This is a genomic window from Trichlorobacter ammonificans (assembly GCF_933509905.1).
Classification (GTDB): Bacteria; Desulfobacterota; Desulfuromonadia; order Geobacterales; family Pseudopelobacteraceae; genus Trichlorobacter; species Trichlorobacter ammonificans.
The window spans coordinates 2,626,621-2,639,632 of record NZ_OW150024.1 but is presented as its reverse complement, the minus strand read 5'-3'; the positions used below and the strand labels follow the sequence as shown (position 1 = coordinate 2,639,632).

The 13,012-nt window shown below is 54.7% G+C and carries 11 protein-coding genes; 7 read left to right on the top strand and 4 right to left on the bottom strand.

Annotation, left to right across the window (positions count from 1 at the left end):
* The first annotated feature begins 18 nt into the window (after positions 1-18).
* The 7 genes from RAK07_RS12105 to RAK07_RS12075 all read left to right on the top strand — a co-directional run bounded on the left by RAK07_RS12105 (position 19) and on the right by RAK07_RS12075 (position 9,416).
* The gene (locus tag RAK07_RS12105; protein ID WP_305733089.1) at positions 19-1,968 is read left to right on the top strand and encodes a polysaccharide biosynthesis protein; all 1,950 of its coding nucleotides are present in this window, start codon (positions 19-21) and stop codon (positions 1,966-1,968) included.
* Complete coding sequence (locus tag RAK07_RS12100; RefSeq protein ID WP_305733088.1) at positions 1,968-3,587, top strand: capsule assembly Wzi family protein; 1,620 nt, start codon at positions 1,968-1,970, stop codon at positions 3,585-3,587. The genes RAK07_RS12105 and RAK07_RS12100 overlap by 1 nt, the downstream gene beginning before the upstream one ends.
* An 84-nt stretch (positions 3,588-3,671) precedes the next feature.
* Positions 3,672-6,608, top strand: a complete 2,937-nt coding sequence (locus tag RAK07_RS12095; RefSeq protein ID WP_305733087.1) for an SLBB domain-containing protein — start codon at positions 3,672-3,674, stop codon at positions 6,606-6,608.
* 11 nt (positions 6,609-6,619) lie between these two features.
* On the top strand, positions 6,620-7,846 hold the full coding sequence (locus RAK07_RS12090; RefSeq protein ID WP_305733086.1) for a GumC family protein: 1,227 nt from the start codon (positions 6,620-6,622) through the stop codon (positions 7,844-7,846).
* Between the two features lie 8 nt (positions 7,847-7,854).
* On the top strand, positions 7,855-8,226 hold the full coding sequence (locus tag RAK07_RS12085; RefSeq protein ID WP_305733085.1) for a VanZ family protein: 372 nt from the start codon (positions 7,855-7,857) through the stop codon (positions 8,224-8,226).
* Positions 8,213-9,073, top strand: coding sequence for a phosphatase PAP2 family protein (locus RAK07_RS12080; protein ID WP_305733084.1), 861 nt, complete (start codon positions 8,213-8,215; stop codon positions 9,071-9,073). Before RAK07_RS12085 ends, RAK07_RS12080 begins: the two co-directional genes overlap by 14 nt.
* A gap of 1 nt (position 9,074) precedes the next feature.
* Positions 9,075-9,416, top strand: a complete 342-nt coding sequence (locus tag RAK07_RS12075; RefSeq protein WP_305733083.1) for a diacylglycerol kinase family protein — start codon at positions 9,075-9,077, stop codon at positions 9,414-9,416.
* A 460-nt stretch (positions 9,417-9,876) separates the two neighbouring features.
* On the opposite strand, the gene RAK07_RS12070 is transcribed toward RAK07_RS12075, so the two are convergent.
* The 4 genes from RAK07_RS12070 to RAK07_RS12055 form a co-directional block, all read right to left on the bottom strand.
* Entirely contained in the window at positions 9,877-10,446 is a 570-nt protein-coding gene (locus tag RAK07_RS12070; RefSeq protein ID WP_305733082.1) for a hypothetical protein, read from the bottom strand.
* 163 nt (positions 10,447-10,609) lie between these two features.
* Positions 10,610-11,173, bottom strand: a complete 564-nt coding sequence (locus tag RAK07_RS12065) for a hypothetical protein (protein ID WP_305733081.1) — start codon at positions 11,171-11,173, stop codon at positions 10,610-10,612.
* Between the two features lie 65 nt (positions 11,174-11,238).
* The gene (locus RAK07_RS12060) at positions 11,239-11,844 is read right to left on the bottom strand and encodes a hypothetical protein (protein WP_305733080.1); all 606 of its coding nucleotides are present in this window, start codon (positions 11,842-11,844) and stop codon (positions 11,239-11,241) included.
* A 69-nt stretch (positions 11,845-11,913) separates the two neighbouring features.
* Positions 11,914-12,963, bottom strand: a complete 1,050-nt coding sequence (locus tag RAK07_RS12055; RefSeq protein ID WP_305733461.1) for an IS481 family transposase — start codon at positions 12,961-12,963, stop codon at positions 11,914-11,916.
* Positions 12,964-13,012 lie beyond the last annotated feature (49 nt).

Below are 13,012 nucleotides of genomic sequence, written 5' to 3'. Positions count from 1 at the left end.
GGGATTGGGTGCTGTTGAATGTCTCTGACCGGGCTTCTCCTTACATACCGCCGCTTGCCGGTGCTGCTGGTTGATATCGCTCTGATCGCCGCCGCCTTTCTCCTGGCCTTTCTCCTGCGTTTTGATCTTGCCCTTCCCTCCGAAGAGATGCCGCTGGTCAAGTTGGGGCTCGGGGTGGTGCTGGTGGTGAAGCCGATTATTTTTGCCTCCTTCGGTACCTATCGCACCATGTGGCGTTATGCCTCCCTGCAGGATGCCCTTGAAATCGCCAAGACCGTTGTAATCTCTTCAGCAATCTCAACCTTTACCATTCTCTATTTATGGAAGTTTGCTCCCTATCACCGCTCTATTTTTATCCTCGATGGTGTGCTGTTGTTTCTGTTCGTATCCGCCAGCAGGTTGATATGGCGGGTGGTGCGGGAGCGATGTCTCATTGGTGCCAGCCGAACCGGCAGGCGAACACTGATTGTGGGAGCCGGTGATGCTGGCAATCTTCTGCTGAAGGAAATACACAAACAACCAGACTCAGGATTTGCGGTGGTCGGTTTTGTCGATGACGATGCGGAAAAGAACGGGCTCAAGCTGGCCGGAGTTCGCGTTCTCGGTCATACCCGGCAGCTTCCCGCTTTGATTAAAAAATATCTGATTGAAGAAGTTATTATCGCCGTCCCCTCTGCTCCCAAAAAGTTTATTCGTCAGATGATTGCATGCTGCAAGGAGTCCGGCGTGCATTTCAAGACGCTGCCCGGTATCAGTGATATTATCGACGGACGAGTGTCGATCTCCCAGATTAAAGATGTCGAGATCGAAGATTTGCTGGGACGGGAACCGGTGCAGTTGGATCAGGAGGGTATCCGTCGCTATCTCACCGGCAAGCGGGTGCTGGTGACCGGTGCAGCCGGCAGCATCGGCAGTGAAATCTGTCGGCAGGTCTGTCACTATGCCCCGGCCAAGCTGGTGCTGCTGGACAATGCTGAAACGCCGCTCTATCACATTGAAAAAGAGCTGACGGCCCTGTATCCCGATCTGCGTATTATCCCGATTATCGCCGATATCCGTCACCGGGAGCGGATAGCGACACTTTTTGACAGCTTTTTGCCCCAAGTGGTGTTTCATGCCGCGGCATACAAGCACGTCCCGATGATGGAATACAACCCCATGGAAGCAGTCAGCAACAATGTGGGAGGTACCGCACTGCTCGCTGATGTTTCGCACGCCTGCGGTGTTGAAAAGTTTGTGATGATATCGACTGACAAGGCTGTCAATCCCACCAATGTCATGGGTGCCAGCAAGCGGGCGGCAGAGCTCTATGTGCAGGCCTTGGCGCAACAGTCGTGTACCGGTTTCACTACGGTGCGGTTTGGGAACGTGTTGGGCAGCAACGGCAGCGTGATTCCGCTTTTCAAGGAGCAGATTCAAAAAGGCGGACCGGTAACGGTGACCGATCCACGGGTTATCCGTTATTTCATGACCATTCCCGAGGCCTGCCAGCTGGTTCTCCAGGCAGGGTGTCTGGGAAATGGTGGTGATATTTTCGTGCTGGATATGGGTGAGCCGGTACGGATTCTCGATCTGGCTGAAGAGCTGATCCGGCTCTCCGGGCTAACTCCGTACGAAGATATCGAGATCGTTTTCAGCGGCCTGCGCCCCGGAGAAAAGTTGTTCGAAGAATTGCTCATCGAAGGGGAGGGGATCCTGCCCACCGCCCATGAGAAAATTCGGGTGCTGGCCGCGGTGCGGCAGGATAGTGAGGCCGTGCGTGCGAGAATAGCAGCATTGCTGGGGCAGGCTGCTCTGGCTGATACCGGTGCGCTGCTGGACGAGTTGAAGGCAACGGTGCAGGAGTTTCGGCCACAATATCATTTTGAAGGCGAGCCCCCCTTTTCATTCAAACGCCTGCGTCCGGATGTGATGCCATCTGAAGGTCACCACCAGCAGCCTTCCGATGTCGTGGCCATGAGGTTTTGATGCTCACACGATACCTGTTGCTTTCCTGCATGTTGCTTGTGGCTGGTGCCTCCGGCGTATCGGCCGCACCGCTTTCTTCCTCCAATGTCCCGTTGGACAGCCCGATCTACCTTTATCTGGAAAAGCTGTCCGGCATGGGGCTGATTACCTCGGATGTAAAAGGGATGAAGCCATTTTCACGGGCAGAGGTCGCACGTCAGTTGCTGGAGGCTGAACAGCGTTTGCTCGAAAAGAAGGAGGCGTCGCCCCGGCTGGCCGGCGAAATGGTCAAGAGGATACGGGAGCTGATTCCCCGTGAGGCGGCCCTGTATGGAAACGATACGGAACCCCGGTTGCTTGACTTTAATCCCGTGCTGTCCAGTCGCCTGCGCTATGTCTATCTGGACGGCGTCCCGCGAAATTATGAACGCCAAGTGCATGATCCGGGGAACGATGGAGTGTTCGGCATCGGTCGCGGACTGCGGCCACCCAATCCGTACCCCACTCCCGCCCAGCACCACGGCAGCGAAGGAACGCCATTACTGGAACATGCCGAGGGTGCCGTGTACCGGCCCGGCCATACCGGAGAACTGCGTACCGCCGCCGAAGGGTACGTGGGGCGCTATGCCACGGTGCTCGCAGAGCCCCAAGTTACCTTCAACAGGGATACTGACCGTGCGCTGCTCACCCTGAACCGTGGCTACCTGAAGGTTGGGGGGGGAGCCTGGGAGCTTGAAGTCGGGCGGGATTCCTCCTGGTTCGGCCTCGGATACCGTGGTGCGATCACGTTGTCGGACAATGCCCGCAATCTGAACATGGTCAAGCTTTCCAGCCCTGAACCGTTCAGGGTGGGCTGGCTGTCCTGGCTGGGCGATATGAAGTACGCCGTACTGCTTTCACAACTCGACCATACTGTTACCGGTGGCCAGGAGCGTGAGCCATGGTACTACGCGGTCAAGCTGATCAGCAAACCGACAAAAAACCTCGAGATCGGCTTCAACCTGGGCAAGCAGGCCGGCGGCAAAGGACTGGACAACAGCTTGAGGCAGTATATAAATGGCATTTTCGGCGGTACCAGCGCCGACAACTCCAACGGCATGGCCGGCTTTGAAGTGCGCTATCGCGCCCCCTGGCTACGTAATACCGAATTTTTCGTTGAGTTTTCCGGTGAGGATACGGCCAGTTTCTGGCCCATTGTCGAGAGTTACCTCGCGGGCTTTTACGTGCCGATGTTGACGGAGGACGGTAAAAACGATCTGCGTTTCGAATATTTTCGGGGAAACAATATTCTCTACACCAGTGGTACGATGCCGCAGGGCTATCTCTACCACGGCCTGCCGCTGGGGCACTCCCAGGGAGGAGCCACCGAGGATTTCTTCGTACGCTACAGTCACTGGTTCGGTGCGCGTCATAACCTGGCCCTGGAATACTTCTATACCACCCGGGGCAGTTTCGGGCGGATGCCCGGCCAAACAACGGAAATGAAACATGCCGGCAGGCTCAACTGGACGCTACCGGTGTATGGCGATATCGATGCGCAGCTCAGCTACGGCATCGAGCGGATCAACAACCTGAATCTCGTGGCCGGTGTCCGGCAAACGAATCATCTGGCCCGTTTCGAGCTGCGTTATCGCTACTAGCCGACAGAACAGCTTGTATATTCTCGCGACGTTCAAGTACAGTGCTTAACCGTACCGAATGTGCGACATAAGGAGTTTTGGAATATGATTCGACAGCTTATGGGCGTTGTAGTGCTGCTCAGCATGACCATCGGCGTGGCAAACGCTTTTTCTGAACCGGACACGACCCTGCGTGGCTGGCAGGGGAGCACTCCGCAGTCCTATGGCACTCCGCAGTCCTATGGCACTCCGCAGTCCTATGGCACTCCGCAGTCCTATGGTACTCCGCAGTCCTATGGTACTCCGCAGTTCGTTCCACTGCCGGGCAGCGATGAAGATTTGCTGATGAAGTTGCAACAGGAGTCACAGCAGAAAATGCTGCAGGACGGTGCCGATGAAATGGTTGGCGCCGATGGTCACCCGGTATCGCCGGAGCAGCGGGCACTGGAGCCGCGCACCAGAACAGCCCTCAAGAAGCCGCAGGTGCTGGTGAATGCAGAGGCAGGGGACGGGTTGGCAAAGCTTTCCTGGAAGGTGCTGAACCTGCCGATGCGGACTGATGAACAGCCCCTGCGTTTCGTCATCCGGTACGGCATCGAGTCGGAGAAACTCGAAAAAAGTCTGCAGATTGGCAGGCAACAAGAGTTTGTTCTGCGCGGCCTGAAAAACTACCAGCCCTACTATCTGCAGGTTGTGGCCGTTGATCGCGAGGAGAAGGCCCTCTACAAATCGGAGGAAGTGCGGGTCACGCCGCTTCCCTTTGACAGCCTGGGGTCGCGGATAGAAAAATCGTTTTCCCGCAAGCCGCTGACGCTGCTCGACAAAGCGGAGCCGGAGCAGTTTTCCCGGGAACTGAAGCAGTTCGGGTACGATTTTTTTCGTAACAGCGCCCAGTTGTCCCAGGCCCTTGATGCGCTGCCGGCAAGCGATGACTACAGTGTTGGTCCGGGGGACGTGCTGAAGCTCTCCCTTTGGGGGGCGGTCAACGCGCAGTATGAACTGACGGTGGACCGTAATGGCGAGGTGCTGGTTCCCCGGGTCGGGAGTGTCAAGGTCTGGGGGCTTGCCTTCTCAAAGGCAAAGGAAGCGATCAACACGGCGATCGCTAAATATTTTCGCAATTACGAGATGAATCTTTCCATGGGGCGGTTGCGTACCATCCAGGTTTACGTGGTGGGAGAAGTAGAGGCGCCGGGCAGCTACCCGGTCAGTTCGCTGTCAACGGTTATCAACGCGCTGGCAGCGGCCGGCGGGCCGACCCGTAACGGTTCACTGCGGGATATCCGCGTGACTCGAGGTGCTCAAACCCTTAATTCGGTTGATCTCTACGAGATGCTGTTGACCGGTGATCGCAGCAAGGATGTGCGGCTGCAAAACGGGGACACCATTTTTGTGCCGGTTATCGGCCCGGTGGTGGCGGTGGCCGGTGAAGTGCGCCGGCCGGCAATTTATGAGCTGAAGGGCACCACAATGCTGCCGGATGTGCTGAAAATGGCTGGTGGCGTGGCAGCCAGCGGCTATACGGGGCGCATCCAGTTGGAGCGACTTGCTGAAAACAGGTCCCGGGTAGTGCAGGACTTTGCCCCCGAGCCGGACAAGCTCGATGAGACGCTGGCGTCGGTTCAGGTGCGGGACCGGGATATGGTGAAGGTGTTTCCGGTGCAGGCCGCCACACGCCAGGTGGTGAGTCTGCGGGGAAATGTGGTGCAACCGGGGGAGTACCAGTTCAGGCCGGGGATGCGGCTTGTCGATCTGCTCCCGTCACCGCAGGTGCTGCTGCCCGAGTCGTACCTCGACTCGGTGGAGATTACCCGTATTTCTCCACCGGAGTACCGGCGGGAGCTGATTACCGTCAGTCTGCGCAGGGCGCTTGAAGGGCGGGAAGCGGACAACATCGTGTTGCAGGAACAGGACGCGGTCAAGGTCTTCTCACGTTGGGAGATGGAGGAAAAGCCGAAGGTGGCCGTCAATGGTGCCGTGGTAAACCCGGGGGTGTATGAGTACCGGGACGGCATGTCGGTCAGGGACCTCGTGACCACCGGCGGCAGCCCCAAGCGTAATGCCTTCCTTGATGAGGCCGAACTGTCGCGGATCGTTATCGCCGGCAGCAAGGCGGAATCGAAGCGGATCGCGCTGAACCTGGGCAAGGCTCTGGCCGGCGATCCGCGTCATAATCTTCCCCTGCAGCCGGACGACGTACTGATCGTGCGCAGTGTTGCCGACTGGATGGAGTCCGCTGACAAGTTTGTGCTGCTGAAGGGCGAGGTACGCTTTCCGGGAGTGTACACGGTTGCCCGCGGAGAAAAGCTGAGTTCTCTGATTGCGAGAGCTGGCGGCTATACCGACAAGGCCTATCTGTTCGGCGCAAAATTCACCCGGCGCTCGGTGCGGGAGCAGCAGCAGAAACGGATGGACGAAATCATTGCCCGCACTGAAAAGGATATCATGCAGAAGCAGGCCGCGCTTGCCACGGTTGCCGCTTCCAAGGAGGAGCTCGAGTCAACCAGGTCCGCGCTGGACGGTCTGCTGAAAAGCCTTGACCATATGCGGCGCCTGCGCGCAGAGGGGCGGGTTGTTCTGCAACTGGCCGAGCTGGATGCGTTGCGGAAAAGCAGCTACGATCTTGAACTCGAGGGGGGGGATGAAGTGACCATTCCCCAGCGTTCAAGCGTCGTGCACGTGCTGGGCCAGGTCTACAACCAGACCTCGTTCGTCTACCTGCCGGAGTCGGCGGGGGTTGGCGACTACCTGCGCAAGGCGGGCGGCCCGACCCGCGATGCCGAGGAATCGGAAATGTACATCATCCGGGCCGACGGGACCGTCATCAGCCGCCAGCAGTCCTCCTTCGGCATCCAGTGGAGCGACGACAGCCGCAGCTGGGCCTTTGGCGGATTCATGTCGTCACAGCTCATGCCGGGCGACACGGTGGTGGTGCCGCAAAAGGTCGAGCGGATCGCCTGGATGCGTGAAATCAAGGACATCACCCAGATTCTGGCCAACATCGCAGTCGCTGCCGGCACGATCTGGATCGGCCTGAAATAGGGGGGGGTAACATGGAGGAATTACGTCAGAATATCCATCCCTCGGATGAGCAGGACATAAACCTGCTTGAACTGCTGCGGGTGCTTGTCCGTCGCCGCGGGCTGATCATCAAGCTGACCAGTGGCACTGCTGTTCTTGCGGTGCTGTATGCGTTGACCCTGACCAACATATATACCGCCACTGCCAAGCTGTTGCCCCCTCAGAAGGATGGTGGTAGTGGCGCTGCCGCTGCGTTGCTGGGGCAGTTGGGCGGGCTTGGCGGAATGGCGGCAGGACTTGGCGGGTCCTCCGAGCTCTATATGGGCATACTGAAAAGCCGCTCGGTTGCCGACGCCGTTATCCAGCGCATGGAGCTGGAGAAAGAGCTGAAGACGAACAACCGCGACGTGCTTCGCAGCGCTTTGCAGGGGATGGTGAAGTTCCAGGCCGGCAAGGACGGCATCATTACCGTTACTGCTGACAATAAAGACCCCCGCAAGGCGGCCATGCTGGCCAACACGTTTGTGGATGAGCTGCAACGCAAGAGCCTCCAGTTGAATCTCACCAAGGCGAGTACGGAGCGGAGCTTTCTGGAGAAACGGCTGGTCGTGGTGAAGCAGGATTTGAAAAATGCCGAAGACGACATGAAGGCATTTCAGGAACAATACAAGACCATCAAGGCCGACGCCCAGGCGGCTGCTTCCATAGAAGGGGTTGCCCGGGTAAAAGCAGAACTGGTAACCAGTGAGGTGCAGTTGGCGGCCCTGCGCCATTCCATGACCGACGAGGCGCCGGAAGTCAGGCGGATGCTGGCCACCATAGCGCGCTTGCGGGCACAGTTGAATGCGATGAGTGGGGCCGGTGACGCTGGCGGGGTTATCCCGTCGGTGGGGAGTGCTCCCGGCATCGGTGTCGAGTACGTACGCAAGCTGCGGGAGTTCAAGCTCCAGGAAGCGCTGTTCGAACAGTTGACCAAGCAGTTCGAGCTTGCCAAGCTGAACGAGGCCCGCGATTCATCGTCATTGCAGGTGCTTGACGAAGCGGTGGTACCAACTCAGAAAAGCAAGCCGAGGCGTTCGATGATTGTAATCCTTGCCACGGTGACGGCGCTTTTCTGCTCAGTTTTGCTGGTGTTCATCCAGGAATATTTTTCAAAGCTGCCTGAAGATGACGCCGCCATCATTCGGGAAATGAAGCAATCCCTCGCCGACTCCTTCCAGCCACTACTCAGGAAGTTGCCGTTTTCGAGGCAGGGATAGCCAGGAGCATGTCGCTGTATCTGTTCTGGCGCGGGGTGCTGGCAGTCCTCACGGTCGCTGTTTTGGGTCTGTCCTTGATGCCGTCTCCCCCTGTCGCCGAAGGTCTGGGGTGGGATAAGGCGAATCACGCCGCAGCAATGCTGCTGCTGACAGTGCTGGCGTATCTCGCACTACGGCCCGCACGACGGGCCGTGATTTTGGCCGGCTCCTACACCCTGCTGCTGGGAGTTTTGATTGAGGTGTTACAGGGAGTCTGTACGACGACCCGGAGTGCCGAGTGGGGCGACCTGGTTGCTGATATTGTCGGGATTGCAGGTGCCATGGGACTCGTGATTCTGTGGACGTGCCGAAAAACAAGGAGTGGTAATGGCAGCTCATGAACGCCGGCCGCGCCCGGGAGAACGATCCCTCGTGCGAAGCACGGCTTACGGGGTTGTGCTGGTGCTGATGCTCGCGATGACGTGTGCACGTCCGGTCATGGCGGAGGAGATAACAGTAGGCGGGGAGTTGAAAGGTTTCAGTTCGCGCCTGCTTGGCGAAGGTTCCGACTTCGCTACTACCCCTTTTTCCCTACGGGACGGTAATCTGTTCTGGACACTGGCGGTTGCCGGTGCGGTTGGCCTCACCTATGGCTTTGATACCGATATCAGAGACAAGGTGCAGGGCAGTCGCAGTCGGGGGCTTGACAAGGCTGCCGATGTTGCCGAGCTTGCCGGTAATCCCTACCTGCACATCGGGGTTGCCGCTCTGGTCTACGGTGGCGGAGTGCTGGCAGAGTCGCCGAAGTGGAAAGAAATCGGGGAAATGATGGCCGAAGCCCTGTTTCTGGCGGACGCTGCGACATTATTGATCAAGGAGGGAACCGGCAGAGGGCGTCCGGCAGTAGCATCGGGCAAAGGTGACCTGCGGCCCCTCCAGTTCAAAACCGACTATGACTCCTTCCCCTCCATGCATACGGCCAGTTCGTTTGCCATGGCGTCCGTCATTGCCCGGACATCCCAGAGTATCGAACTTTCCGTCCTGTCGTACACGCTGGCGGCGTCGGTTGGATTTGCACGCATGAACCAGAATAAGCATTGGGCAAGTGATGTGCTGCTGGGGGCAGCACTCGGCGAATTGGCCGGTCGGGTGGTTACCCATTACCATGCCGACAAAAGCCGGCGTTTCATGCTGCTGCCGAGCGTCAGTGGCGAGGCGGCGACCATGAACCTCGTATACCGTTTCTGACATGATACGCTTTCTGAAAGCGCTTCGGTGTGCTCTAGAAGGGATCGGATACGGGGTAACAACCCAGCGCCACCTCCGTTTTCATCTGATTGCCGGCAGCCTGGCACTCATCGTTGGGACGTTCAAGGGGCTTGCAATCGTTGAATGGATGGTGCTGGTACTGCTGATTGCTGCCGTTATCGCCGCAGAACTCTTCAACACCGCCTTGGAAGCGGTGGTGGACTTGGTCGCACCTGAGTACCATCCCTTAGCGAAAGCAGCCAAAGACGCGGCTGCAGGGGCGGTACTTACGCTTGCGTTTGCCGCGCTTGTCATCGGCGGTTTACTTTTTTGCCGTTCGTAGCGGCTTCATCAACTGATTTGAAAGAACGTCGCCGAGAAACCTTGGGAACGTTTTGGTGGTTTTTCGGGTATAAAAAAAGGAACCCATAAGGGTTCCTTAAAGTTGCTTGGAGCGGGAAACGGGATTCGAACAGACCCAGTAAAATCAATGAGTTATGGCGGCTCAGCAAATTCAATTAGTTACTAAAACCTTCGGTGTGTCTTGAGTCCAGATTAGTACAGTCGAATTCAGCAAAATTCAGTAATAGTAGGAACAGTTTGGGAACGGCTTTTATACTGCTTAACGTTTTGGCCGTTGACCCGTCCGGGCAGTTTTTTAGCCCGGTCGGTGTCCAACGGTCTTGTTGGAAGCATGTCTCTCTCGCTAAATCAAGTTACATAACTTACCAGCGTCCTCTCCGGCCATCCTTCTAATTTTCACTTTTGTCTTGTGTCAAGGGTTGCCGCCCTCAGGGTAGTCCTTATTCCTTCATAGACGATCCCACTGCCTTCGGTATTTTGTTCAGTTGCGCTAGTTTTTCAATGTATTGCGTCGGGAACTCAAGTGTCATAGAAGGGGTTATCAACTCTGTCTTTAATGCAATCTCATTCACAAAACTTATACAATTCTGTGTTGTCAGCTGGTATTTCTTAAATCCTAAAAATGCTTTAGTTTCCCAATCATTAATAGCTAACATTACGTCTTCAAACTGCTTTGTATTTAAAATTGTTGTAACAGTTATTGATGGTGGGTTGCTCAACTCTAATTCACTTCTAAGTTCACCTTTTGTGTGGAAAATTTGAATCAATTTTGAATTAGCAGCTGGGTAAAATCCATAAGTACTAACAGTTGACATTTTCCTGTCCTCGTCTTCTGCAAGTAATTTTATGTAAGTATGACCTGGGCTAGATACAGAAGCAGGCCTTGCTAAAAATTCTAAGACAGCCACTTTGCTCTGATCTATGTAAGTCTTTGGTGGAGATGCATGATAATTCCCATTGGCACAGCCAAATAAAAAGGACGTAATAAATACAACGATAGTCTTATTCATAATTTCCTCCTAGATTTTGGCTGATTTAAGAATGAGATTATAAGGGTTATCACCAACGGGTCGGGAGATCACCTGACCGGTTTGTGGGGCAGGTGCATCTTCCTGGTTGGCAATCCCTTCTCATTCTCAGGAGGTTAAGATTGTCAATGTTGTCGTCCCCACGCTACCCCTGCCGTTCCCCTTTCAAAGCTTGTATAGGATCCGTTTGGATTTGCTTGGCGTGATTTAGTGCCTCCATCATCGCAGCCTTTACCTCTTCGAATATGTGTGAGGCGACTGGCTTGGCAAAGGCTTGGTTTAAACTAAGCAATGCATGACAGAACCCTTCCCTTGTTGGGACAGAAATGAAGACAGGAACAGATTGTTCCACGCAACCACCAATTAACTGCAACGTTTGATGCGAAGTGAGAACTTCTATTGACCTTTCGAGTGGTTGCAATATCAAGCCTGGAATTATTTCTGGATGACATCTGATAATGATCTTGGACTTGTCTGGCCTCCAATCGTCATCTAGTTGCGGCATATAACGCCACACGCAAAACCAAGACCGACAGACGCCAGGACGATTTGGATAAATTGCGCACCCTCCGCCGGGCGCAATTTTGTGACATGAAATATCAGCATACTTCTGTAGTTCTGGTGTATCAATTCTTAGCGTTACGCAGCATGCGAAACAACCGCCACACTCACGCCCGAAAACAAGGTGGTTATTTTTTTCCGTATCCATTAATTCCTCCAACGATCTGGAAGATGCGCCGGTTGTATTGATCCGGTGCATCTTCCAGGTTATGCCTAAATTCGGTCTAACCAAGCTAAGTCGAATAGACAGGGTACAGCGTTATTTTGTAGCGGTAAAAAAGTACCGAACTCTGACTCGGGGCAAAAAACAAATTTAATATCTGGCCAAAAAAAATTGAGGTTATCAGGATAACGCCACTCTCTTTCATGCGTAGCATCAAATTGACCGTGTATTATATTCACGAATGGCTGTAACTCTTCTGGGATGAAATTGTATACATGCTTTGGATAACCAGTAATGTGCCAAAGCTTTTGAGTACGCATATAAGCATCTGAAATATTTATGCAAGGGTTAGCACCCATAGCAAATAAATTGTCTCTGTCGAATGAAATACCATACTTAACATCAAATAAGTCTCTATGTGCACGTAGACCTGCGAGAGTGCTTTCTGTAAAACAAACTGCCTTGTTTTTTACAGTGCCATCCAATCTGCCGGTTCTCGGATTAAATACACCGGGGGTTGAAGTGCCATACCAACCGACAACTGATGATTTTAAAAGTGGTTGCGGAGGAGCACCGCTAATGTCTAATATCAGTTCTAGAATGCGCTTTGCGTCTGCATCGGATTTGCCATCGTTTTGCCTTATCAAGTGGGTCAATAGAAATGAACAATCACTACTTGTACAGAGATAGTATTCACCTGACAGTGCCCTTGAATGGGTCGTGATTTACGCTGCCAGTTTGTAGTCCTCAGTATCTGAATCGTCGTTCTTTGGCAAGCCGTCTATGAAAACCGTGTATGGCGTCCTGCCAAGCATGTTTCTGCCTTGGTGTGGGCGGTCGTAGTTGTAAGTCTTGAGATAGGTGTCCAGATCGGTCTGCATCTCGTCCAACGACTCGTACCACTTGGTGCGGCCCATTACCCGGAAGTGTTCGTCAAGCAAGGTTCTGTGCAGCCGTTCGACAAAGCCATTGCTCTGCGGACGTCTGACCTTGGTGGTGCGGTGCTCGATCTCTTCAAGCTGTAGGAACAGCTCGTAGGGATGATTGTCCGGCCTGCCGCAGAACTCCCTGCCATTATCCGAGAGGATGGTGCTGATCCGGGCGTCATGTTCTTCAAAGAACGGCAGTACGTCTTCATTAAGCACATGCACGGCAGTGACCGGCAGCTTATTGGTGTAGAGCTTGCCCCAGGCGTAGCGTGAGTAGCAATCAATGACCGATTGCAGGTAGACTTTGCCGACGCCTTTCAGAGTGCCGACAAAGAAGGTGTCCACTGCTACGAGATCGCCGGTGTGGCTGGTTTCGATGTGACGCTCCCTGAACTCAGGGCTGAACCGTTCCAAGGCCCTGATCTGCTCATCTGACAGTTCGAAGGCTTGTTCCCGGACGCTCTTTTCAAGTCGCAGCATCCGTTCCTGTTTGGTCAGCAGGTTGTGCCTGCTCCAGACTCCGCGAACGCCTCCTGAGCTAACCTGGGTACCTTTAAGAGCTAACTCGTTGGCAACACGTAGCGGGCCATGACCGGGATGAGCCAGGCAGTGTTCAAGAATCGCCTGCTCTACAGATTCATCGACTCGGTTAGGATGCGGGCCTCTGGCTCCGGGCATCCGATCAACCAGACCGGCTGAACCGTAGGTCTGATAGTTTCGACGGATTTCATAGAACTGCTGCCGCGAATAACCCATGAGCTTGCAGGCTTTGCTGACATTCGAAAGATCGGCGGCCAACTCTAGCAAACTGAGCTTTCTTCGTGATACTTTCTCGGCGGTGGTCATACTGTTCTCCTTGATGGAAAGATTTAGTCTGAGCAACTTCATCTTTTAC

What these genes read in the sequence shown, in the direction of transcription:
- RAK07_RS12105 (WP_305733089.1), top strand. Translation starts at nt 19, where the DNA reads ATGTCTCTGACCGGGCTTCTCCTTACATACCGCCGCTTGCCGGTGCTG.
- RAK07_RS12100 (WP_305733088.1), top strand. Translation starts at nt 1,968, where the DNA reads ATGCTCACACGATACCTGTTGCTTTCCTGCATGTTGCTTGTGGCTGGT.
- RAK07_RS12095 (WP_305733087.1), top strand. Translation starts at nt 3,672, where the DNA reads ATGATTCGACAGCTTATGGGCGTTGTAGTGCTGCTCAGCATGACCATC.
- RAK07_RS12090 (WP_305733086.1), top strand. Translation starts at nt 6,620, where the DNA reads ATGGAGGAATTACGTCAGAATATCCATCCCTCGGATGAGCAGGACATA.
- RAK07_RS12085 (WP_305733085.1), top strand. Translation starts at nt 7,855, where the DNA reads ATGTCGCTGTATCTGTTCTGGCGCGGGGTGCTGGCAGTCCTCACGGTC.
- RAK07_RS12080 (WP_305733084.1), top strand. Translation starts at nt 8,213, where the DNA reads ATGGCAGCTCATGAACGCCGGCCGCGCCCGGGAGAACGATCCCTCGTG.
- RAK07_RS12075 (WP_305733083.1), top strand. Translation starts at nt 9,075, where the DNA reads ATGATACGCTTTCTGAAAGCGCTTCGGTGTGCTCTAGAAGGGATCGGA.
- RAK07_RS12070 (WP_305733082.1), bottom strand. Translation starts at nt 10,446, where the DNA reads ATGAATAAGACTATCGTTGTATTTATTACGTCCTTTTTATTTGGCTGT.
- RAK07_RS12065 (WP_305733081.1), bottom strand. Translation starts at nt 11,173, where the DNA reads ATGGATACGGAAAAAAATAACCACCTTGTTTTCGGGCGTGAGTGTGGC.
- RAK07_RS12055 (WP_305733461.1), bottom strand. Translation starts at nt 12,963, where the DNA reads ATGACCACCGCCGAGAAAGTATCACGAAGAAAGCTCAGTTTGCTAGAG.